The organism is Chryseobacterium sp. WG23 (assembly GCF_024586575.1).
In the GTDB taxonomy this organism is placed as follows: Bacteria; Bacteroidota; Bacteroidia; order Flavobacteriales; family Weeksellaceae; genus Chryseobacterium.
Map to the genome: position 1 here is coordinate 1 of NZ_JALCZE010000021.1, position 24897 is coordinate 24897.

20 protein-coding genes are annotated in these 24897 nt (G+C 38.1%); 15 read left to right on the forward strand and 5 right to left on the reverse strand.

Translation table 11 applies throughout. The features are described from left to right. Nucleotides 1-117: 117 nt before the first annotated feature. From MP477_RS22495 to MP477_RS22520, 6 genes are all read left to right on the forward strand, one after another. Nucleotides 118-1032, forward strand: a complete 915-nt coding sequence (locus MP477_RS22495; RefSeq protein ID WP_230035673.1) for an AraC family transcriptional regulator — start codon at nt 118-120, stop codon at nt 1030-1032. A 217-nt stretch (nt 1033-1249) separates the two neighbouring features. Beyond that, entirely contained in the window at nt 1250-2395 is a 1146-nt protein-coding gene (locus tag MP477_RS22500; RefSeq protein ID WP_257192256.1) for an efflux RND transporter periplasmic adaptor subunit, read from the forward strand. Between the two features lie 9 nt (nt 2396-2404). Further along, nucleotides 2405-5545: an efflux RND transporter permease subunit gene (locus MP477_RS22505; RefSeq protein WP_257192257.1), complete on the forward strand. Its 3141-nt coding sequence runs from the start codon at nt 2405-2407 to the stop codon at nt 5543-5545. Nucleotides 5546-5562: 17 nt separating this feature from the next. Then, nucleotides 5563-6975, forward strand: coding sequence for an efflux transporter outer membrane subunit (locus MP477_RS22510; RefSeq protein WP_257192259.1), 1413 nt, complete (start codon nt 5563-5565; stop codon nt 6973-6975). A gap of 59 nt (nt 6976-7034) precedes the next feature. After that, entirely contained in the window at nt 7035-7589 is a 555-nt protein-coding gene (locus MP477_RS22515) for a DUF2652 domain-containing protein (protein WP_230035681.1), read from the forward strand. A gap of 332 nt (nt 7590-7921) precedes the next feature. Further along, complete coding sequence (locus tag MP477_RS22520) at nt 7922-10093, forward strand: TonB-dependent receptor domain-containing protein (RefSeq protein ID WP_257192261.1); 2172 nt, start codon at nt 7922-7924, stop codon at nt 10091-10093. A gap of 254 nt (nt 10094-10347) precedes the next feature. Here MP477_RS22520 and MP477_RS22525 read toward each other — a convergent pair whose 3' ends face one another. From MP477_RS22525 to MP477_RS22545, 5 genes are all read right to left on the reverse strand, one after another. Then, a complete protein-coding gene (locus tag MP477_RS22525; RefSeq protein WP_257192262.1) occupies nt 10348-12612 on the reverse strand; it encodes a glycoside hydrolase family 3 C-terminal domain-containing protein in 2265 nt (754 codons plus the stop codon). 232 nt (nt 12613-12844) lie between these two features. Next, entirely contained in the window at nt 12845-13651 is an 807-nt protein-coding gene (gene metQ, locus MP477_RS22530; protein ID WP_257192263.1) for a methionine ABC transporter substrate-binding lipoprotein MetQ, read from the reverse strand. A gap of 68 nt (nt 13652-13719) precedes the next feature. Then, nucleotides 13720-14376 (reverse strand): methionine ABC transporter permease MetI, encoded by a 657-nt coding sequence (gene metI, locus MP477_RS22535; protein WP_257192264.1) that lies wholly within the window; start codon nt 14374-14376, stop codon nt 13720-13722. Continuing rightward, nucleotides 14369-15397: a methionine ABC transporter ATP-binding protein gene (locus tag MP477_RS22540; protein ID WP_257192266.1), complete on the reverse strand. Its 1029-nt coding sequence runs from the start codon at nt 15395-15397 to the stop codon at nt 14369-14371. Before MP477_RS22540 ends, metI begins: the two co-directional genes overlap by 8 nt. Before the next feature lie 18 nt (nt 15398-15415). Next, nucleotides 15416-16414 carry an EamA family transporter gene (locus tag MP477_RS22545; RefSeq protein ID WP_257192267.1) on the reverse strand — a complete coding sequence of 333 codons (999 nt, stop codon included), beginning with the start codon at nt 16412-16414 and terminating at the stop codon, nt 15416-15418. A 552-nt stretch (nt 16415-16966) separates the two neighbouring features. Between MP477_RS22545 and MP477_RS22550 the strand changes: the two genes are divergently transcribed. From MP477_RS22550 to MP477_RS22590, 9 genes are all read left to right on the forward strand, one after another. Then, nucleotides 16967-17899: a ring-cleaving dioxygenase gene (locus MP477_RS22550; RefSeq protein WP_257192268.1), complete on the forward strand. Its 933-nt coding sequence runs from the start codon at nt 16967-16969 to the stop codon at nt 17897-17899. An 80-nt stretch (nt 17900-17979) separates the two neighbouring features. Beyond that, the gene (locus MP477_RS22555) at nt 17980-18276 is read left to right on the forward strand and encodes a GNAT family N-acetyltransferase (protein ID WP_257192269.1); all 297 of its coding nucleotides are present in this window, start codon (nt 17980-17982) and stop codon (nt 18274-18276) included. A 167-nt stretch (nt 18277-18443) separates the two neighbouring features. After that, nucleotides 18444-19397, forward strand: a complete 954-nt coding sequence (locus MP477_RS22560; protein WP_257192272.1) for a VOC family protein — start codon at nt 18444-18446, stop codon at nt 19395-19397. A 5-nt stretch (nt 19398-19402) separates the two neighbouring features. Then, nucleotides 19403-20023, forward strand: coding sequence for an alpha/beta hydrolase (locus MP477_RS22565; RefSeq protein WP_257192273.1), 621 nt, complete (start codon nt 19403-19405; stop codon nt 20021-20023). A 105-nt stretch (nt 20024-20128) separates the two neighbouring features. Then, nucleotides 20129-21739, forward strand: coding sequence for a Na+/H+ antiporter (locus MP477_RS22570; protein ID WP_257192274.1), 1611 nt, complete (start codon nt 20129-20131; stop codon nt 21737-21739). Between the two features lie 183 nt (nt 21740-21922). After that, a complete protein-coding gene (locus MP477_RS22575) occupies nt 21923-22234 on the forward strand; it encodes a hypothetical protein (protein ID WP_230035704.1) in 312 nt (103 codons plus the stop codon). Nucleotides 22235-22244: 10 nt separating this feature from the next. After that, the gene (locus MP477_RS22580) at nt 22245-22829 is read left to right on the forward strand and encodes a Crp/Fnr family transcriptional regulator (protein WP_257192275.1); all 585 of its coding nucleotides are present in this window, start codon (nt 22245-22247) and stop codon (nt 22827-22829) included. 307 nt (nt 22830-23136) lie between these two features. Further along, nucleotides 23137-24012, forward strand: a complete 876-nt coding sequence (locus MP477_RS22585) for a pirin family protein (RefSeq protein ID WP_257192276.1) — start codon at nt 23137-23139, stop codon at nt 24010-24012. A 62-nt stretch (nt 24013-24074) separates the two neighbouring features. Further along, the gene (locus MP477_RS22590) at nt 24075-24818 is read left to right on the forward strand and encodes a M17 family peptidase N-terminal domain-containing protein (protein ID WP_257192277.1); all 744 of its coding nucleotides are present in this window, start codon (nt 24075-24077) and stop codon (nt 24816-24818) included. Nucleotides 24819-24897: the final 79 nt, after the last annotated feature.

Sequence of the window (24897 nt, forward strand, 5' to 3'; positions counted from 1 at the left end):
TTTAGCCCATTTTTTTAAATAATTGAATACCCATTGGCTTTAGCCAAAATATAAAAACATCCTATTTAGCATTCAAATTTTTTTATTCACTACCTTCGTGTCCTAATTTAATCTTTGATGGCTAAAAAAAAACAGACAGAACCTGATTTTGTTTCACAATTGGCTTTTGATGAAGTTCTGGAACAGGTGGAATTTGATCTCAGGATCAAAGAATTTGTTGTCATGGATATTGACAAGGTAAATTATATTATAAAACCAAATATTCCTTACCGTTCAGACTATTTTTGTATTTTTTTAGTACAGAAGGGAAGTGTCAGCTTTCGACTCGATGATACCAGCTATGAGGTGTCTCAGGGAGATGCCGTTTTTTGTCCAATGGCAGAAACTTTTTGGGTAGAAAATATTGCTGAAGATTATAATGCTAAATATATCTTCTTTTCTGTAGATTTTATTTCTCAGGCAGGATTTAATTATAAGTCGAATAATGTGCTAAAAAGCCTGTCATCAGACCCTACCCATATTATCAGGAATGAACCTGATATGTACAGAAAGCTTCAGTTTCATCTTGACGAATTGAAGATGCTGAATAATAAGGAAAAAGACAATTATTATTTCAATGAAATGATTTGGCATCACTTTTCACTGGTAATCTACGAGATTGATAATTATTTCAAAAAAATAGAAAAGCCACATCTGGTGACCCATAGGGAAGATGAGCTTACCACCAGTTTTTTTATACTGGTTCAGGATCATTTCAAAGAAGAGCATAATGTTCAGTTTTATGCTGATAAATTATGCATCAGCCGGAAATACCTTACCAAAGTTATTAATAAAACGATGTTTAAATCTCCCCGGGAAATTATTCATCAGGTGTTGGCTGTAGAAGCCAGGCTTTTACTTAAGAACCCTAATTTAAACATCAATGAAGTCGCTCTGCAGCTGAAGTTTTCAGACCAGGCCTCTTTCAGCAAGTTTTTTAAAAAACATACGGGCAGATCTCCTTTGGAATATAGAAAAGATGATCTATACTGATAATGAATGAGTTATATTGATTGACGTCTTTTTGCTAAATTTAAAGTATAATTCTGATTAAAAATATGAATATCTATCATTTAAATTACCTATAAATGATATTTCTCATGTTTTTAAAAACTAGGCGTCTTTTTGACAAAACAAGAAGTTTTTTGAATAATCCTATTGAATTTTTTTCGTTCGAATTTTGTGCGGTAAATTTAAAAGGAATATTGTTATGCAAAGATTTTTAATTCAGAAATCAACCATACTTTTCCTCTCGCTTATTGTCTTGGCGGGATGCAGGAAAAATAATCAAAATCAATCTTATCAGCAGCAGGCACCCGAACTTCCTGTAGAAACAGTGAGGCAGGGAGATGCTTCTGTTTCCAGGGAATATGCAGCATCTGTAGAGGGCGTTTCCAATGTTGAGATCAGACCTCAGGTAACAGGATATTTAAGTAAAATTTTTGTAGACGAAGGAGATTTTGTGAGAGCGGGGCAGCCTCTTTTCAAAATTGAAGATCAGGTATTCAGAGAGCAGCTTAAAAGTGCCCAGGCAGCTTTGATTACCGCTCAGGCGAACCTTTCCACTTCTAAAATTGATCTGGACAGAAAGAAGGAGCTATTCAGAAATAAAATGGTTTCGGAAATTCAGGTAAAAGAGGCGGAGGCATCTTATAATGCTGCAAGAGGAGCGGTAAGCCAGACCACTTCTTCTATTGAATCTGCAAAGATTAATCTTAATTTTTCTGTGATTAAAGCACCGGTAAGTGGGTTTATCGGAAGGTTCAACTACCGTTTGGGAAGTTTAATGACCCCTGGAAATCAGGATCCTATCACGCTGCTTTCAGATATTCATCAGGTATACACCTATTTTAGTTTAAGTGAAAATGACTTTAATAATTTTCAGAAACAATATGTAGGAAGCAGTATTGATGAAGTGATCAAAAATACACCAGCGGTTTCTCTATTGCTTTCAGGAGGTGAAAAATATGCTGAAACAGGAAGAATTGATGCTGTAGAGGGACAGTTCAATAAAACCACAGGCTCTATTACTTTAAGAGCGAAATTCAATAATCCGAAAAACATGCTGAGAAGCGGAAATACTGGAAAAATCGTGCTGGATCAGTTTTACAGCAATGTTGTTTTACTTCCTATCGCTTCTACAAGAACGATTCAGGATAAAGTTTTTGTATTTACCATTAAAGATGGAAAGGCTGCCATGCTGCCCGTTGAAGTCAATGGAAAAGCAGGAGATCATTTCATCGTATCTACCGGGCTTAAGGCTGGTGATCAATACATTGTTTCCGGTTTCGACAGGTTACAGCCGGGGACTCCTGTAGTGGCTCAGAAGAAGAATGCTCAACAGAAAAAATCGTAAGAAGAAATCATGTTAAAGAAAATTATAAAAAGACCCGTACTGGCAACGGTTATTTCCGTATTGCTTGTTATTCTGGGAATTGTGGGGATGGTAAGCCTGCCGATCACAAAATTTCCGGACATTGCACCGCCTACCGTGATGGTAACGGCAGCCTATCCGGGAGCCAACGCTGAAACGATTGCAAGGTCTGTAGCTCCACCGCTGGAAAACGCGATTAACGGGGTAGAAAATATGGATTATATTACTTCTACAGCAAGTAATGACGGAACATTAAGTATTACTGTTATTTTTAAATTGGGAACAGACCCCGACCAGGCAGCCATTAATGTTCAGAACAGGGTAGCACAGGTAACCAACCAGCTTCCTGCTGAGGTGATCCAGGCCGGAATTACTACCGTGAAAAGACAAAACAGTATGATCGCCATGGTTTCTCTGACGAGTAAAGATGGTTCAATGAATGATCTTTTCCTTGAAAACTATGCCAAGATTAATATTGTCCCGGAATTAAAAAGGGTAAAAGGAGTAGGGGACGCCATGGTATACGGAAATAAAGATTATTCAATGCGTATCTGGCTGGATCCAAATAAGCTGACTTCATATAACCTTACCCCTGCGGAGGTTTCCCGCGCTATTCAGACCCAAAACCTTGAAGCAGCACCGGGAAGATTAGGGGAGAGAAGTAAAGAGGTAATGGAATATGTACTTCGCTACAAAGGAAAATTTACAGAGCCGGAGCAATATGAAAATATTACAATTAAAGCACTGAACGACGGTTCTGTCTTAAAATTAAAAGATATCGCCAAGGTAGAATTTGGAGCTTACAGTTATACGGTTTCTTCCAATTATAACAAAAAGGCCTCTGTAACGATGGCGATCTTCCAGATGGCAGGATCCAATGCCAATGAAGTACAAATTGCCCTTCAGGAGAGAATGAAAGAACTGGAAAAATCCTTTCCCGAAGGAATGGATTATGAAATTCCGTATGCTACAAAAGAAGCGTTGGACCAGTCTATAGAACAGGTAATCCATACTTTAATTGAAGCATTTATCCTTGTATTTATTGTAGTATACATCTTCTTACAGGATTTCCGCTCTACTTTGATTCCGGCTATTGCAGTTCCGGTATCTATCGTCGGAACCTTCTTTTTCATGAAAGTTTTCGGGTTTTCCATTAATATTCTGACCTTATTTGCTCTGGTGCTCGCCATTGGTATTGTAGTAGATGATGCCATTGTAGTAGTAGAAGCGGTCCATGCTAAAATGGAGCATAAAAAACTGAATCCGAGGGCGGCAACCATGTCAGCCATGAGCGAGATCACAGGAGCTATTGTATCTATTACCCTGATTATGTCTGCGGTATTCGTTCCGGTAGCCTTTATGAGTGGTTCTACAGGGCTATTTTATCAGCAGTTTGCATTAACGTTAGCCATTGCCATCATTATTTCTGCCGTGAATGCACTGACCCTGAGCCCGGCTTTATGTGCTTTATTCTTAAAACAGCATCACGGTGGTACTCATGAGAAAATGAATTTTAAAGACCGCTTCTTTGCCGGTTTTAATGCGAGTTTCAATAAACTGACTTTCCGTTACGGAAAAACGGTATTATTCCTGTTAAAAAAGAAATGGATTGCTTTCATCCTGATCTTTGCTTTCGGAGGCTTGTTTGCATGGATGTCTATGACCACACCTAAGGGGTTTATTCCAGATGAAGATCAGAGTTTCATTATTGTAACAGCCAATCTGGCTCCGGGAGCATCTAAAGACAGAACGTCAAAAGTAGTGTCCGATACAGAAGATCTTCTGATGAAAAATCCTGCAGTCGATAAAGTGATTTCTGTAGACGGGCTGAATTTATTCAGTGGCTCTATGTCCTCTTCTGCCGCTTCTATATTTGTTAAATTAAAAAAGGCAGGACAAAGAGGATCTGTTAATAATATCAATGACATTATAGGACAAACCCAGGGAATGCTTTCTCAGGATAAAAGAGCAAATTTCCTTGTGATCAATACCCCAACGGTAGATGGCTTTGGAAATACCAGTGGAATGGAGCTTGTACTTCAGGACCGTACGAATGGAGAACTTCAGAATTTAGGAAACATTTCTTACGGAATGATGGGTGCTTTGATGCAGAGACCGGAAGTGGCGGTAGCATTTACAACATTTGATGTTACCTACCCCCAGTTTGAAGTGCTTGTTGATGAAGTGAAGTCTGCCCAGCTGGGAGTCAATGTTTCTGATGTATTGGGAGTAATGCAGGGGTATTACGGAAGTATTCAGGCTTCGGATTTCAACAGATTTGGAAAATATTATAGAGTATTGGTACAATCCACTCCGGAGACAAGACAGGATAAAGAATCCCTGAACGGAATTTTCGTTAAAAATAACCTGGGACAAATGGTTCCTGTTAATACATTGGTAAGTTTAAAACAAGTGACGGGAGCTGAAGTGGTGGATAGGTTTAACCTTTTTAACTCATCTAATTTAACCGTAATGGCAGCTCCGGGATACAGTACAGGTCAGGCTATGGCAGCTATTGATGAAGTCAGTAAGCAGGTGCTTCCTCCGGGATATACGTATGATTATAAAGGAATGAGCCGTGAAGAAGCAGGGTCCAGCTCACAGTCGGTGATGATTTTCGGATTGTGTATTGTATTTGTATTCTTCCTTTTATCAGCCCAGTATGAAAGCTATATCCTTCCACTAGCAGTATTAATTGCTATTCCTGTAGGATTATCAGGGGTATTTGTGGGGATTACACTGGCTGATCTATCCAATAATATTTATGTTCAGATTGCACTGGTGATGCTGATCGGGCTTTTAGCCAAGAACGGTATCCTGATTGTGGAATTTGCTATACAGAGACGTAGAGCGGGCAAAAGCCTCATTGCTTCTGCCGTTGAGGGGGCCAAAGCCCGTTTGCGTCCTATTTTGATGACTTCTTTAGCATTTATTACCGGATTGCTTCCGTTGCTATTTGTAGTAGGTCCGTCAGCGTTGGGTAACCATTCTATTGGATATGCAGCTATTTCAGGAATGCTTTTCGGAACGATCTTAGGGATTTTTGTAGTGCCTGTTCTTTTCGTGGTATTCCAGGCTTTACATGAGAAAATCAATGGAAGAGTGGTAACGGATGCTGACTGGGAATATTAATTCAAATGATTTTAAAAATGAAAATTAAAAATATAGCCTATATCGCATTCATTTCAGGAACAACTATATCCTGCAAAGTTCAGAAATATGAACGTCCTGAAGTGAAAATGCCTGAAGCCTTCAGAAGCGACAGTATGATGGTGGATCAGAATGAGAATATCGCAAAGATCAGCTACAAAGATTTTTTCAAAGATCCTGTTCTCATAGGATTGATTGACAAAGCTATGGTACAGAATAATGACCTTCAGCTAGCCTTAAAGCAGATTGAGTTTGCCTCATTGGCTTATAATCAGAGTAAATGGGCAAACATTCCTACCGTAAGTGCTGCTGCCAATGCAAACATCAGCCGCCCTTCGGATAACAGTATGAACGGGATGATGGCAGGGCAGTTCATGGGGAAAAGGTATATGGAAGATTATACAGCTTCTGTCAACCTTTCCTGGGAAGCCGATATCTGGGGAAAGATCAAAGGAAGAAAAGAGCAGGCGCTGGCCGAATATCTTAAAACCCAGGAAGCCGGAAAGGCTGTGAAAACCCAGTTGGTGGCAGCTGTAGTGCAGGGATATTATAATGTATTAATGCTGGATACTCAGTTAGAGATCACAAAATCTAACCTTACCTATGCAGAAAATACCCTGAAATTTCTGACAAAACAACAGGAACTTGGATTGACTACAGCGTTGGCGGTACAGCAGCAGGAAATTGTAAGGGATCAGATCTTAAAATCAATTCCGGCTATTGAAAGTTCCGTTACCACACAGGAAAATGCACTAAGTCTGCTTACGGGTTTAATGCCCGGTAAGATTGAAAGAAGTGCGAGCCTGAATACGGTGCAGTCTCCGGACCATATCGCAGCAGGTATCCCTTCAGAGCTGTTAAGCTACAGGCCGGATATTAAAAGTGCTGAACTTGAGGTAAGGAAAAGTGCTGCGGCTATTCATGTGGCTAAAATGAGCATGTATCCTTCATTGAGCATTACTGCTCAGGGTGGAGTGAATGCATTTCAGATCAGCAAATGGTTCAGTGTGCCGGGATCACTTTTCGGAATGGCTGCCGGAGCTATTGCACAGCCTATTTTGAATGGTAAGCAGCTGAAAACCCAGTATGAACAGTCTAAGGTGTTGGCAGATCAGGCTGAAATTACCTTTAAACAATCTGTTTTAAAAGCAGTAGGCGAGGTCTCTGATGCTTTAGTGCAAATTCAGAAGCTTGAGGAACAGCAAAAAATAGCGGAAGGATTGGCTTTAAAATCTAATGAAGCGGTGAAGAAAGCTGATATTTTATTTAAATATAATTCAGCCACTTATGTAGAGGTAATCATTGCACAAACCAATAAGCTTCAGGCTGAACTGGAACTGGCTTCCCTGAAAGCGCAAAGACTGAATGCCATAACGGCACTCTATCGTTCTGTAGGAGGCGGATGGCAATAAAGTAAAATTGAACCTGCTTCGTCTGTACTGATGAAGCAGGTTTTTAATCCATTATCATTATGAAGAATACAAATATACAGGAGGGAATCATTCTTATTCCGGATTTTAGCGGATTTACAGAATTTGTGTTCAATACAAAACTTTATACAGGAGAATATATTGTAAGACAACTACTTTCTACACTGATCGATGTGAACGGTCGTTATTTTGAAATCTCAGAGATTGAAGGAGATGCCATTTTATTTTATAGGTATGACGAAAATCCTTCCTATCAGAATATTTCGAAAATACTCATGAAAATGAGGAATGCCTTTAATAAAAAAATTGAAGAATTAAGTAAAAGTTTAAGTACTACTATAGCATTATCCTTGAAGTTTATTGTGCACTACGGAACATTTTCACAATATAATATCGGAAGTTTCAGAAAATTATACGGTAAAACCATTGTAGAAGCTCATCAGCTGCTGAAAAATGGGCTTGCAGAACAGCCTTCTTATGCGTTATTCAGCAACTCTTTTTTAGAAAACAGCAACAATCAGGAGACTGATCTTAATAAGGATAAATTTCGTCTGCCGGAAGTAGGCGTTATCCATTATTTTGAAAATATAAACTAGCATATTTTTTAATATTAATCCTTGTAAATTTGCTATTGCTAGCGGCCCGGGTGAGAGAGATCCGGGCCTTTTTTTGTGTATAAAACAGTAAATGATTTTTAAGTGAAAATGAAATTTGGAATACTGTATGGTTTTGAATAATTCGCTGTGAATTTGATGGTTATATGTTGTTTTTATTGGCGTTTTATTGTAAACGGTTTTGTTTTGCTGTTTTTTTTATTGCTTGGGAATCCGATATCTTACTAAGAATTAAGTATTTATTCGACTTTTTCACTATTGGGTGTAACAAATAGCTCCTCATAGTGGTCTTATAGAATAAACTATAATTTCAAATGAAAACAATTTTATTTCCAATAGCATTATTAGCAGGTTCTTTGACCTTGGCCCAAACCCAGGTTGCAAAAGATACTGTTAAGCAAAAAGAGATTGAAGCCGTTACTCTGGTGGCCAGAAAACCGACGGTAGAATCTAAAGTAGACAGAACGGTATTTAATGTTGCCAACAGTGCTATTCTTGCAGGAAATACAACGTGGGATGTTCTGAGAATGACCCCTTTGGTGAGTATTGATAATAATGATGCTGTAAAAGCAGAAGGGCAGACCGTAACGGTTTATATTAATGATAGAAAATCAGTTTTTACAGGTAAAGAATTAAAAGAATATCTTAAAACAATTCCGGCAGATAACCTGATGAAGATTGAAGTGATTACAAGCCCTTCCTCAAGGTATGAAACTTCGGGCTCTGTGATCAATATTGTCCTGAAAAAAAGGGATGACGAAGGATTGAAAGGAAGTATCTCCTTAAACAACAGGCAAAGTACCAAAAATTCACAATACACGAATTTCAACCTGAACTACCATAAGAAAAAATTTACCCAGACCCTGATAGGAGGTTACAATAGCGGAAATTATGTACAGAAGACTGAAACATGGGATAACCGGTATGCAAGTAATAAAACGACCCAGTTTAATATGGAAAACGAGACGAGAAATGAAAGTCCTTCTCTTTCCTCTACCTCAGAATTTGAGTTGAATGACAAAAATAATATCGGATTTGTATTTGAGTATTCACAGAACAGGAATTTATCTCTGGCAGAATCTGATGGAATGATCTTCACTAATGGAAATCCTGATGATTCTTTTCATCAGACTCAAAATATGTGGGGATTCAGCCGTAATTTAGGGACTAATGCCTTCTACAAATATTATGATAAAGAAAAGAATAGGATTTTAGATATTAATTTAGGGACCAATTATTCCAGCAATGACAATGATAATTTAATTGATAAGGAAATTGATAAACAGGGAGTGAAAACCGCTCAGCAGCTAGGAATTATCAGCTCAAACCAAATGCGTAATTATTTTCTGAAAATAGATTATACGCAGCCTTTAGGTAAATCCGGAGGTACGATAGAAGTAGGAGGTAAAACGGAAATCAACAATCATGTTATTCCCAACAGCCTTTATGGATTCAGTATGAACGATCCAAAGTCAGAATATTATAATCTTTCGAGAAATGATATCTTTCATTATGAGGACAATCTAAGTTCTTTATATGCCAATTATAGTAAAACATTCTTCGGAAAACTGGAAACAAGAATCGGGCTTCGGTATGAATATATTGATTATAAAGTAAGACAGGATGTTGCAGGTACAGAGAGAAAAGATGCGTATGGAACTTTTTTGCCCAATCTATTGCTGAAATATAATTTTTCAGAGAAATTTGATTTGAGTCTTACCTATAACCGAAGCATTTGGAGACCTTGGTATTCTGAATTTAACCCTTTCCTGGCACCTGAAATCAATGGAACATATTCCAGAGGAAATCTTTATCTGAATCCTAACCCTAATGACCGGCTTTATCTGAAATTCGGACTTTTGAAAAAGTACTTTATTTCTGCAAGGTATATGCATACCAATCAGGATTACTGGACTACCTATGTAACGGAAAACGGGAGAACCGTTTCATTACCTGGGAACTTCGATGGAAAAGTTGAGAAATATTACCTTTTTGCCAATACCAACCAGAACTTCCTGAAAAATAAACTGAATGTAAATGCGGGATTCGGATGGTACTATATTAACAATAAGGATTTTAATGAGAAAAACAGGCTGGGGGGTAAAGATTATATCAGCTATTGGGGAGCCTCCGCCAATATATCATATACCAATCTCTTCAATAAAAATATTAATGTAAGTGCATGGGTAGAGCTTGCCAATCAGAATAACGGAAATTCATATGCCAATAATACCAATGTTTTCCATAATATTTCAGTCACTAAAATATTTCCCAAAACTCAAATGGAACTGAGTATGCAGCTGATGAATATTTTTAAAAGACCTTATGCAGATAATACAACATACAGCCAGGACGGAACTTTCAGAGAGTATTCAAAATGGGACTGGTACGGAGTTTCACTTACTTTTGTAAAACGTTTCGGAAATCAGAAAGTAAAAGAAAATACTAAAACTGATCTTGAGAAAAATTCAGGAGGAGCAAAGTAGTACAAGATAGGTAGGCAGGTTTCAGCGAGAAGCCTGCTTTTCATTTCATGTAAGGTAAGTTGGAAACCTGACGTTTTTTGGTTAATTTTTATCTCCTTCAGATTTTAGATCTGTTAAATACAAAACCTGAGAAAAATATAAAGCTGAATTTGAGAACAAATAAAAAGCAGATTCCTGTTAGGGATCTGCTTCTATAATTGTATATCGATAGAAATCAACGGTAAGGCAGTCGGTTTCCATTAATAATCCTGTGTTTATTTCAGTGTAAACTTCACTTTCGTTTTAATAGCATCTGAAGAATTTCCAATCAGAGCTTCAAAATCTCCGGGTTCTGCTACCCAGTCATGTTTACCGGCATCAAAATAACTTAATGCAGTCTTATCGATGGTAAAAGTTACTTCTTTTTGTTCTCCAGGGTTTAAAAATACTTTTTCGAAACCTTTCAGCTCTTTTGCAGGACGGGGAACAGATGATTTTAAATCACTGATGTAAAGCTGGGCTACTTCAGCACCTGCTTTCTTTCCTGTATTTTTAACACTCACTGTAAAAGTGATGGTGTCACCCTGTGAAATTACCGTTTTATCCGCTTTTGCTTTTCCAAATTCAAAACTAGTATAGCTTAATCCATGTCCGAAACTGAAAAGAGGCTTGATGTTTTTGGTATCATGCCAACGGTATCCAACGAAAATTCCTTCGTTATAGGTAATGTTGATCGGGTTTTTCTGGTCTTTTCCTTTTCCTGCTGCAAATTCTTCTTTTTGTCCCGGATATTCTCCAAGTTGGTGAGCCGGGTTATCTTCCAGTTTTACTGGAAAAGTAAAAGGAAGTTTTCCGGAAGGATTAGAATCCCCTGCTAAAACGGAAGCAATAGAATTTCCTGCTTCGGAACCCAGATACCATGCCTGTACAACACTTGGAACCTCTTTAATCCATGGCATGGCCACAGCATTTCCGGATACCAGGACTACAGCAAGGTTTTTATTGGCTTTTGCCAGTGCAGAGATGACGTGATCCTGATTGTAAGGAAGGCCATAACTTTTTCTGTCATTTCCTTCGCTGTCCTGGAAGTCTGCTTTATTCAGTCCGCCTACAAAGATGACATAATCTGACTTTTTAGCCAATGCTACAGCTTCGTTCAAAAGCTCTGTTTCAGAACGGCTGTCTTTTAAGTCCTGTCCGGACTTTACCCCGTTATACTCTCCACCAATATCTCCTACATACCCTCTTGCATATTCAACGTCAGCCTGTTTTCCAAATCTGGATTTGATTCCGTCCAGAGGAAGCGCTTCATATTTTACCTTTAATGATGACGAACCACCACCCACAGTCATAATCTTAATAGCATTTTCACCTATCACGGCGATTTTTTTGGCTTTATTAAGATCGATGGGAAGAACATTCCTCTGGTTCTTTAATAAAACAATTCCTTCCTCGCCAATTTCTTTTGCTACAGCTTTATGTTCCTCAGAAGCAATATTCCCAAAAGGTTTATTTCTGTTCATGGTGGTCTGATAGGCAAGACGAAGCAGCCTGGTTACTTTATCATCAAGCTCCGTGGTTCCTACTTTTCCGGATTTAATTAAATCAAGATAAGGCTTTGCCAGAAAGTAGTTGTCATAAGCATTTTTAGTTCCGGCAGAAAGACCATTGGTCCATGTTCCGAATTCAAGATCCAACCCGTTGTGGATGGCTTGTTCCGTATTATTGACAGCTCCCCAGTCGGATACAACCACTCCCTTATATTTCCATTCTTTTTTCAGAATGTCATTCAGAAGATATTGATTCTGGCTGGCATACTGGCCTTTGTACATATCGTAAGCACCCATAATCGTCCAGGAATCTCCTTCAGTTACTGCTGCTTTGAAGGGTGGAAGGTAGATTTCATAAAGCGTTCTGTCATCTACATTCACGTTACTTGTATGACGGAACATCTCCTGGTTATTGAGGGCAAAATGTTTTACAGAAGTTGCTACGCCATTAGATTGTACTCCTTTAATATAAGGAACTACCATTTTTGAAGTCAGATAAGGATCTTCCCCCATATATTCAAAATTTCTTCCGTTCAGGGGAGTCCTGTAAATATTTACTCCGGGTCCTAAAAGGATATCTTTTTTCCTGTAGCGGGCTTCTTCTCCTAAAGCTTTACCATAGTTCCATGACATTTTTTTATTCCATGTAGCAGATAAAGCCGTCAGGGCAGGGTAGGCGATAATAGAATCATTGGTCCAACCTGCCTGGTCCCATTCGTCCCACATTACCTCAGGACGTACCCCATGAGGTCCGTCAGTAGTCCAGAATTCAGGAATTCCCAGTCTGGGAACACCCGGTGAGCTGAATTTTGACTGGGCATGCAGCATAGCCACTTTTTCTTCCAGTGTCATTCTGGAAAGTGCGTCCTGGATACGTTGTTCTACAGGTTTGGATTCGTCTAAATAAACCGGTAGAGTATTATTTGTCTGAGCCATATAAGAAACAGAAATAAGAGTGAATAAACTTACAATGGCGGTTTTCTTTAACATAATGCCTTTTTATTTGATTGTAAGCAAAAATAGCTAAAATTTTTATTATCTCAAATTGAGAAAATGAAAAATAATCCGTAAAAAAACTGTCTACATAATTGTTTGACAGTTCTTTTATATTTTCGAAGACTAAAAATGAGAAACGGGATAAAGATAATTCACTTTTGACGTTTATGAATCAGTGTTCGTAAAAACACTAAAAATTTGGGCCTTAAGATTCTCAAATTCAGCATTACCATCCTTTCACGGCTCCTCCTTTAAAAATTTCTTTGGCTTTCTTCTCCACTTCATCAGACTCATAAGCTTTGACGAAATTTTTTACCTTCTGACTGTTTTTATTGTCTTGTCTGGCAACCACTACATTGACGTAAGGAGAATCTTTATCTTCTTTTAGAACACTCTGTTTCTCAGAATCCAACCCAGCCTGGGCTGCAAAGTTATTATTGATAATACCTACCACCACATCTCTGTCGTCCAAAACTCTTGGGATCTGTGCGCCTTCAATCTCCATAATTTTCAGCTGCTTTGGATTTTCTGTGATATCGGTCACTTTCGGAAGCAACCCAACACCGTCTCTTAATCGTAACAAGCCATTTTTCTGTAACAGAAGCAGAGAACGGCCTCCATTGGTAGGGTCATTAGGAATAACCACCGTATTTCCATGCTGCAACTGAGTTATATTTTGAATTTTTTTGGAATACGCTATAATAGGGAAAACAAATGTATTTCCCACCACAGCCAGATTGTAACCCCGCTGTTTCGACTGTTCAGTAAGATAAGGAACATGCTGGAAAGCATTGGCATCAATATCCCCGGTGGTCAAAGCTTCATTGGGAACAACATAATCATTAAAGGGGATCAATTCCACTTCAAGATTATATTTCTCTTTCGCTACTTTTTTTGCCACTTCAGCAATTTCCTGCTCCGGGCCATAGGTAATTCCCACCCGGATAAAATTCGGATCATCTTTCCTTCCGGAACAAGCCGTAAATAATAATATGCCGGCAGCAAATAAACTTAAAATCTTTATTTTTTTCATTGTCGTTCTTTTAAATAAGAAAAAGGAATTGTAAAAGGGCAGATCTTACTCCTTTACGCTCAGAATTTCTACCTGTGATCAAACCTTTTTGACAGCCGATCTCCTGCAAACTGGATAATAAATACTAACAGAACCAGTAAAATCAATACAGTATTCATGATCACAATATCATAACCAATATAACCATATTGATAGCCAACCTGTCCTAATCCGCCGGCACCTACCGCACCGCCCATCGCAGAATAGCCTACCAGAGTAATTAAAGTGATGGTAGCATTATTGATAAGTGAAGGAAGGGCTTCCGGAAGCAATACTTTTCTGATGATCTGAAAGGGTGAAGCTCCCAAAGCTCTTGCCGTTTCTATTAAACCGTGAGGAACTTCAATGAGGCTGTTTTCCACTAGCCTCGCAATAAACGGGGCTGCTCCTATACTTAAAGGAACCAATGCTGCGTTAACCCCAATGGAGGTTCCTGCTAAAATTCTTGTAAACGGAATCATCCATACAATTAATATAATAAAAGGAATGGCACGGAAAATATTCACCAAAATAGAGAGTGCCCTATGATAAACGGTATTTTCCAACAGCTGTCCTTTTCTTGTTAAAAACAGCAAAATCCCAACCGGAAGGCCTAGAACGAATCCAAAAAATCCGGATACGAATGTCATATAAATTGTTTCCCAAGCTCCTTTTGCTAAAAGAGCAATTACCGTATCACTAAGCATATCCTTTTACTGTATTTTGAATTTTATTTTGATTGAAATAGTAGATGGCCTGTTGATTTTCTTCTTCTTTCCCCTGAAGCTGAAGCAGCAGTTTTCCAAAATTGGAGTTTCCAAGATATTCTACATCAGCCTTCAAAAGTTTATATGGAATTTTATATTGACTATATAAGGTTGAAAGAAGTTGTTCAACACTTATATTTTCATTGAGTTCTATTTCGACCAGCGGAAATAAACCATCCTGTGGTTCTTTCTGAAGTCTGTTATTGAGTTCCTGCGGCAGGGTCATGTTATCTGAATTTATAAATTGGCGGATTACCGGATTTTCCCGATCCGAAATAATCTCACTTAAAGTTCCTTTTGCTAATAATTTTCCTTTGTCTATCACGGCAACGTGGTTGCAGACTGCTTTGATGACCTCCATTTCATGAGTAATAAGGAGGATGGTAATTCCCAGTCTTTGATTGATATCTCTTAACAGCTGTAATATAGACTGTGTGGTGGCAGGATCAAGCGCACTGGTAGCTTCATCGCAGAGTAAAAGATGGGGATCATTGGCTAATGCCCTGGCAATGGCAACTCTCTGTTTCTGACCTCCGGAAAGGCTTCGTGGATAATCATGGGCTTTATCTTCAAGGCCTACAATTTTCAGAAGCTCATTCACTTTTTTATTAATACGATCTTTACTTGTACGATCGAGCTCCAAAGGAAGCGCGATATTATCAAAAACAGTTCTTGAAGAAAGAAGGTTGAAGTGCTGGAAGATCATCCCAATTTTTTTGCGCTCTTCAGCCAGTTGCTTTGAGCTTAGTTGAGTGAAATCCTTTCCGTTAATAATAATCTGCCCTTCGTCCGGTCTTTCCAACAGATTTACCGTACGGATAAGGGTACTTTTTCCAGCTCCTGAAAATCCGATAATTCCTACGATATCTCCTTTCTCTATAGTGAGGCTCACACGATCCAGCGCCTTGAAAGATTGCTTTTTCTGATGGAATGTTTTTGATATATTTTTGATTTCTATCATTCTGATGTTTTATACTATTTAAATAGGCTGGTATCGTCTGCCTGTTTTATTAAAAAATCGTTTCACTCTTCTTAACTTCACTTTTGACCGTTTCGAAAGTTTAAAATATTTGGTGACATTCGTCAGCAATACTCCCAGCAATATAATGGATAAACCATACAACTGACCTCCATTGATGCTCTGATTGGCAACAATCCAGCCTGCAATAACCGTTACAATAGGGTTAATGTAGGTATGGGTGCTTACCAAAGCGGCGGGTTTTACGGACAATAGCCAAATGTACGACAAATAAGCGACTATAGATCCAAAGAAGATCAAAAACAAAACACCCAACCATGCTGATAATGGGATGGCTGAGACCGAAAAAACGGTCCATTCTTTTCTTAAAAATGCAATCAGAAAAGAGGCCAATCCAGCTACTATAAGCTGTTGGGCAATATTCATAAAAGTAGATTGCGAAGCCGGGTTTTTCTTTGAATATAAAGAACCCAGTACCCAGGCTATAGAGCTTAATCCTAACACGATAAAAGCGGTAATACGAAGATGGCCGTCAGTGGCTGCATGTGCTGCCGTTGAGTTTACACTTCCCTTTAAAAATAATACCAATCCTACAAAACCAATGACCAGGCCTATCGGAATAAATTTATCTGAAAAATAATATTTCCAGTTCTTTCTGTCAATGGCAATAAACCAAAAAGGTCCGGTTGCAATAGAAATGGCCGCTTCCGGTGCCGTTACATACTGCTCTCCCCAGGCCACAAGACCTGTTCCTCCGGTAAGAATTAAAATACCGGTAATAGCATTTTTTTTCCAGTTGATCATCGTATTAGCCTTTTCTCCTTTTGACAGGAGATATCCTATCATCAGAATTCCTGCAACCAGAAATCTTAATCCCGAAAGAATGAACGGAGGAAAACCTTTCAAGCCAAATGATATGGCTAAAAATGTAATCCCCCATATTACATAGATGTTGGTAAATGCCAATGGGACCAGCCATTTGTTTTTAGAAGTGCTCATTGTTATTTTTTAATGTTGTTTGTTGTTAATAAAAAAGGCTCTACAATGTTGTAGAGCCTTTAAAAAATATGTTATATAAAAGTAAGGTCATCCACAGTATTCTTGGTGTATAGGCATACAGATACACATCATCATGTTCTTGATGGTATGTTTCTTTATTGAATTATTTTTTAATTCTGCCTTCATTTTATTTTATTTCCTGAATACGATTGCAAATATATAATATAATTTTTATTAGTCCACTAAAAAAGTAGGCTTTTTGAATATTAATTTACTGTAACGGATTTAAATATTTGTAATTCAGTATTTTATTTGTTTTTATTTTTTGATTGAATGTTGGTGGAAAATAGTTTTTAATTCATTTATTGTGGAAATGCGATGAAATATGCTGTTATGGAATGATTAAAATAAGTTTGATTATTTAAGAATTGTATAAAGCAGTTTTTTACTGTGCGTTTTTTCAGGGGTTGGATCTGTAATAGATTCATTTATTAAACTAGTTAAATGCACAGGATTTCTATTGATCATAATTTAGCATCAAATTTAAAAAACATGGACAATAGAATATTAGGCCTGCACCATATTACAGCTATTGCAGACAATGCAAAAAGAAACTTAGATTTTTATACTCAGGTTTTAGGGGTAAGGCTGGTCAAGAAAACCGTCAATTTTGATGATCCGGGAACATATCACTTCTATTTTGGAAATGAAAACGGAACACCGGGAACTATTCTTACTTTCTTTCCGTGGGAAGGAATTGGTCAGGGTACTAATGGAAGCGGTATGGCTACTCATATCGGATATTCAGTTCCGAAAGGAAGCCTTGGATTTTGGAAAAGCCGTTTTCAAAATTTTAATGTGAATATAAAGGAAGAGGAGTTCTTCGGGGAAAAGCTGATCTCTTTTAAAGATCCGGACGGCTTGCAGTTACAGTTCATAGAGCCATCTGCTGATGATCACCGAAAAGTATGGACCACTGATGATATCAAAGAAGAGCATGCTTTGAAAGGATTTCATAATGTTACTTTAAGTTTAAAAAAAGCTGATCCTACCCTTAAGATTTTAACGGATATTTTAGGATATGATCTTCAAAAGCAGGAAGGGGAAAGATACAGGCTGGCTACAGATGCTATTGATACGGCCAATTTCGTAGATATTATTGAGAATGATAAAATGCCATCCGGAAGAAATGCTGCAGGAACCAATCACCATATTGCTTTTAGAGTAAAAGATGATGCTGTTTTAATGGAATACCGTGAAAAAGTATTATCTGCAGGCTTAAGTATCACTCCTAAGATCAACAGGGATTATTTTTACTCACTCTATTTCCGTGAACCTGGAGGTGTATTATTTGAAATTGCCACAGATAATCCGGGGTTTACTGTAGATGAACCACTGAATGAACTGGGAAATCACCTGAAACTTCCTGTACAATATGAAGGAATGCGTGATAAAATAGAAGAAGCATTACCGAAGTTATCATAGATCATTACTTAGCTCCGATAAAGACTGTAATTTTGACAGTAAGAATAATATAGTAAACAGCATCAACAAAAATAAAATAAATGGAAAGAACAGAAATAGTTTTAGAAGGAAGAAAAGGAGAAATTCAACTTTTTTCAGATGATCATAAAGCAGGAAAAATGGACATTTCAGTAATTGGAAAAAAACTGACCGTGTATCATACTGAAGTGAATTCGGAATATGAAGGAAAAGGCTTTGCCAAAATTTTACTGGAAAGACTGGTTTCTTATGCAAGAGAAAACGACTTGAAGATTGTACCCTTGTGTCCCTATGTTCATGCACAGTTCAAACGTCATCCGGAAGAATATAATGATGTGTGGATGAAAGAAACGTTGTAATCACGGTGAGTAGGAGAGAAGGGTATAGAATGGATCTAAACTAAGTTTACTGACAGGTTTGGTTGGTCGTCATTTTTCCTTCCCACTCTGGAATAATCCGGAAATATATGTAGAAACTCCACATTACAACAATCAGTCAATAATTTTAACTTTCAATTTTCAGCTTTATGAAACTTATCACAGGATTGCATCATGTTACGGCTATTACCGGCAATGCTCAGGAAAATATAGATTTTTATACCGGAGTTTTAGGACTTCGATTGGTCAAGAAAACAGTTAATTTTGAATACTCCGATGTTTATCATTTCTATTTCGGAGATGAATATGGAACGCCGGGAACTATTTTGACAACTTTTCCCTATGGTAAAGACCTGATTAATGGAAGACACGGCAAAGGAATGCTGAATACCACTGCTTTTTCAGTTTCTATGGATGCATTGGAGTATTGGACAAATCGTCTGGATCAGTTTAATATTCAATATAAACAGCCACAGCAAAGATTTTCTGATGAAGTTTTTATTTATCTCGAAGATTTTGACGGGCTGGGACTGGAATTGGTTTTTAATGATAAAGATGAAAGAAAAGGATATAACAACGGCTATATTCCCAAAGAATATGCGTTAAAAGGAATTCACCATGTGGAAATCTGGCAGGATGCTTATGAAAGAACGGCCGCCCTTTTAACGACCCAGATGGACCATAAGGTCATTACTGAAAGCGCTGACAGATTGAGACTGGCAACAGAAGATTTACCGGGGAAATATGTAGATCTTTTGTATATGCCTAATGCGTTAAAAGGGCTGGCTGGAAGAGGGACTGTTCATCATGTAGCTTTTGCCACTCCGGATGCACAGTCGCAACTTGAGATGGTAGACAGGCTCAATGCATATGGTTTGGAGCATACAGAAGTGAAAGACCGGAAATATTTCACATCAGTATATTTTAAAGAGCCCGGTGGTGTGTTGTTTGAAATTGCCACTTCGGGTCCGGGGTTCGATGCAGATGAAGAAGCTGCATCATTAGGGGAAGATTTGATGTTACCGGAACAATTTGAAGAACAAAGGGAACGTTTAACGGAAATTCTCCCTACAATTAATTATCCAACAGAAAAATTCAGATAGAAATAATGAGTCATATTTTAAATATAAAAACAGCAGGAATACCGTTAAAACAGGCAGAGAAAGCCTTGATTATGATTCACGGACGCGGTGGAAGTGCTCAGGATATCCTGAGTTTATCCCAACATCTGAATGTAAAAGACTATGCATTATTAGCCCCTCAGGCACTGAATCATACCTGGTATCCTTATTCGTTTATCGCTCCGGTTGATCAGAATGAACCGTGGTTGTCATCTGCCCTGGAAATGGTAGATCAAACAGTAAAAGCTGCTGTAGATGCAGGCATTAAACCTGAAAACATTTATTTTTTCGGATTTTCCCAGGGCGCCTGTCTTACGCTGGAATTTTTGGCCCGTAATGCACAAAAATTGGGTGGAGCAGTGGCTATTATCGGAGGAGTGATTGGTGATAAGATCAACCGGGATCACTATAAAGGTGATTTTGCAGGAACTCCGGTTCTTTTAGCAACCAGTAATCCTGATTTCCATGTTCCCATAGAAAGAGTGTATGCTACAGCCAATATTCTAAGAGAAATGAATGCTGAGGTTACAGAAAAAGTGTACGCCAATTTCGGACATTCCATTAATCAGGAGGAAATTGAGCTGGCGAATTCGGTTATATTTAAATAAATTAAAAGATAGTATTGTCAAAATTCAATAGAGGTGGGCTTTAGCCACCCGACAATATATCATCAATCCATTGGCTTTAGCCAAAACTTATATCCTCTAAAAAAGATGCACGAATCACTACTTTTAATACTGGGTCTTTTATTACTCGTTATGATGCTGGTGATGCTGGCACAGCGCATAAAGATTGCTTACCCTATCTTTCTGGTGCTTGCCGGATTAGGAATCAGCATGATTCCGGGAGTACCTGTTTTAAAGCTGGATCCCGATATTATATTTTTAATCTTTTTACCACCGCTTTTATATGAAGCGGCATGGTATACTTCCTGGAATGACTTCTGGAAGTGGAAACGCCCCATCAGTCTGTTAGCTTTTGGACTTGTTTTCCTGACCTCTCTGGTGGTTGCTTATACTTCACAGCTTCTGATTCCCGGTTTTACCCTGGCATTAGGCTTTTTATTGGGAGGTATAGTTTCTCCACCCGATGCTGTTGCAGCAGCCACTGTATTAAAAGGATTAAAGGTTCCTAAACGAACCCTTGCCATATTGGAAGGGGAAAGCCTGATCAATGATGCTTCTTCACTGATTGTTTTCAGGTTTGCTTTAGTTGCGGTAATGACGGGAGCTTTCTCAATGCATGAAGCCATCGGCCAGTTTTTTCTTGTGGCAGGAATGGGAATTGTTGTAGGAATTATCGGAGCTCATATTTTTTATGCCATTCATAAGTTTTTGCCTACTACCCCGGCAATTGATGCCGCTATTACGGTAATTACACCTTATATTTTATTTCTTTCCGCAGAGCATTTCCATTTTTCAGGAGTGATGGCTGTGGTAAGCGGGGGACTTTTTATGTCATTTCGTGCCCATGAGATTTTTAAAACCGGAACGACAAGAATTAATATGACAGGAGTCTGGAATACGTTGATCTTTGTAATGAATGCGTTGGTTTTCGTATTAATAGGACTTGAGCTTCCGGATATTATCAATGGTCTGGGAGAAACCTCTTTAATGGAGGGTATAAAATATGGTTTAATTATAAGTGGTATCGTAATTGTGGTTCGCCTGTTATGGATTTACCCGGTAGCCCATCTACCGAGATGGCTGAGTAAAAAAGCCCGACTGGACCCAAGCCCGGGATGGAAAAATCCCTTGATCATCGGTTGGGCCGGAATGCGGGGAGTTGTTTCTCTGGCAACAGCCTTATCCATTCCGGTTATGATGAATGAGCAGTCTCAGTTTCCTATGAGAAACCTGATTATTTTTATCACGTTTATCGTTATTTTTGTAACGTTGGTTTTCCAGGGACTTACACTGCCTTTGATTATTAAATTAACTAAAATAGAGGAAATTGATCCTATTTTACCTTCTCATGAGCAGCAGGCAGGAATTCAAATGAGACTGGATCAACTGGCAATTGACAGGCTGATCAAAGAATATGAACCTACGGTAAGCAGTAATAACCTGGTAGAGAACCTTAAAAAAGCATTGGAAAATGATATTAAACTCCACCAAAACCATCTGAGCTCTATTGAAATGTGCACCAACAGGCAGAATGATCTGAAGGAATATCATAAGGTCATGCTCGACATTATTGCATTACAGAGAAAGGATTTATTCAAAATGAAACGTGAAAAATTATTCGGTGATGATGAGATTAGAAAAGCCGAATCTCAGCTGGATTTGAATGAATTGAAAATAACGGGGAATAAACATTTGTAGGGGAGTTGAGAGTTAAGAGTTAAGAGTTAAGAGTTAAGAGTTGAGAGTTAATAGCTTCAAAAGAAAATTACTTATTATTCTTCCACTTTCCGGTTTTTATACGTTACATCGCTCTTACCTATAAACTCTCAACCATCAACCCCTCAACTCGTAACCAATAAGAACCATCAATACTGAAACTTAATGAAAACATTACATTTTTTAATCATCGGAAAGAATCAGGAAATTCTGGATGTTTTACAACGGATTATAGGAAATAACGACGGCTGGACAGCTGAAATTCAAAGTGATGAGAATGCCAGCTATGACTATATAACAGAAAATAAGGTAGATATCGTTCTTTTAAGTTCCGGATTATCCGATAACTTTGAGAAAGAGATTAAGATATTCTGTGCCTATTTAGATAAAGATGTTAAAGTGATTGACCATTATGGAGGAGGAAGCGGACTGTTAAAGAACGAAGTTTACAGTCTTTTTCCTAATTTGCAGGGGTAAACTTTAATTTATGTTTGAAAATATCATCAGGAATATTGAACGGTTCATCACTATAAGTCCGGAAGAAGAGAAAATTTTTACAGATGTTCTGGTTTGTCAGACATTTCCCAAGAAGACTGTTTTATTAAGAGAAGGAGAAATCTGCCAGTTTGAAGGATATATTCACAAAGGATGTGTAAGAATGTACTGCTTGGATGATAGCGGTTCTGAGGTTACCTTATTGTTTGCTATTGAAGATTGGTGGATCAGCGATATTGCTTCCTTTCAGGAGCAAAAACCATCAAAAGTATATATTGAAACTCTGGAGGACTCAGAAATTTATATGCTGAATCCTGCAACTAAAGAGAAATTATTACAGGAAATTCCCAAGTTTGAGAGAGTTTTCAGGATGTTGGTACAGCGGAATTTAACGACCTTACAGAGCCGCCTTGTGAATACCATTTCAAAGACTGCTTCAGACAGATATATTGAATTTATCAAAGTAAATCCTTCAATTCCACAAAGGGTAGCTCAATATTATATTGCTTCTTATCTAGGGGTTTCGAAGGAATTTGTAAGCACCATCAGAAAACGGTTGGCTTCAAAAGAAAAATAAATCTTGAGATTTTTTACCCGCAGATCACACAGATTTACACAGATTTTTTTTTGATAACAAATGTTGAATGAGTATCTCAATAATTTTATCGTAGATAAATCCTTGCGCCTTAATACATGTTACGTAATAAATATTTTGCGCCTTTGCGATTTCCAAAAATCTTTTTATTCCAACAATCAATATGATCATACTGCCGAATACAAAAAAGTATCCGGCATTTTTTTTTGCTGAAAAGTCATTTATTAAACTAGTTAAATGTGCAGGGTTTTTCACCGCTGTACATTTGTCCTATCAAAAATAACTTGATATGGACAGAAAAGATTTTTTAAAGAAAGGATTATTGGGAACAGGAATGTTTGTAGCATCAGCTTCTCTTGGAAATACCATGAAAAATGATATTGATGAAATCGAACCGTTAGAACCTATCGGATATAACCATTTACCCAATACGGAATCAAAAATTAAAGACAACTCTGTCATCCATAAAGCAGATTCACGGGGAAAAGCTGATCATGGATGGTTGCTAAGCCAGCACACTTTCAGCTTTGCCAACTACCATAATCCTGAAAGAATGCATTTCGGAGTACTGAGAGTTTTGAATGATGACAAAGTAGAAGCGGGAAAAGGTTTCGGAACCCATCCTCACGACAATATGGAAATCATTAGTATTCCTCTGGAAGGAGATCTTGAACATAAAGACAGCATGGGCAATACAGCCGTAATCAAAAGCGGGGATGTTCAGGTGATGAGTGCAGGAACCGGAATTATGCACAGCGAATTCAACAGAAATACTGATCAGCCTGTGAAGTTTCTCCAGATCTGGGTGTATCCCAACAAAAGAAATGTAGTCCCAAGATACGACCAGATTACATTAGATAAAACGAAACGTCAAAACGAATTTCAGCAGATCCTTTCCCCAGATGCCAATGATGAAGGAGTATGGATTCATCAGGATGCATGGTTTCATCTGGGAACTTTTGAAAAGGATAAGAAAGTCAGTTATCAGATCAGGAAAAAAGGAAACGGAGTCTATGCTTTTATCCTTAAAGGAAGTGCACAAATCGAGGGTCAGCCAGTAGAAGAAAGAGATGGTTTCGGAATGTGGGATATCAAGGATTTAGATATTAAAATAACCGGGGAAGGAACGGAAATCCTATTGATGGAAGTACCTATGACTTTATAAAACAAAGATTATAAAAAGAACCTTCTGTCCGACAACAAAAATAATCAGTAACCAAAAAAAATATGAAAAATATATTAAAACATACCCTAAATAAATCATTAGTCTTCGCATTACTGGTATTAACTGGTTTAAGCTTTGCGCAAACGATCTCTACCACAGCCACTGCAAAAACCACTGCTTTAGGAACTTCTAAAAACTGGGGAATCGTAGATGGAATCTCCATGATAGGATTAGTACAGGGACCTTCTTCAGCCGATTCCCAGCTTCAGGTAGCCTGTATTTTCGAATATACGGAAGGAGATATTTTTAACGCTCAGGCTTTACCCGCTAAACTAAATGGATTGGTTCATCTGGATGAAGCTTTAAAAGGAGAATTAACCAACCTTAGAAAGTCAGGCCAGTTTCAGGGACATTCTTTAGGAACCCTTTTGATTACCCCGCCTGAGGGATCGATGTCTGCAAAGAAATTATTGCTGATCGGTTTAGGTGACCGTAACAAATTCACCCCTGACCTGATGACTTCCGTAGGAGAAGTGGCAGCCCGTGAAGCTATGAGGTTAGGCGTTACCAATTTTGCCATTGCCAGTGACCTGAAAGATGCAGGAATAGATTCTCCAACTGCTTTGGTAGCTGGAAACGTAGTAAGAGGAATCGTACATGCGAACCGCTCTGAAACTTATCTGAAAGAACACAAACTTTCCACCACAAAAAAATTAGAAAAAGTATATCTGCTGGCTGGTCCTGCCTTCTTTGAAACCGCAGGCGGTGGAATTGCTGATGCCATTTCTGAAGCTCAAAAAAAATAATGAACCTAGTTTCATTACTATTGTTGATTCGGCCCCCTTTTTATAAGGGGGCTTTTTTCATAAATAGATAGGACGATTA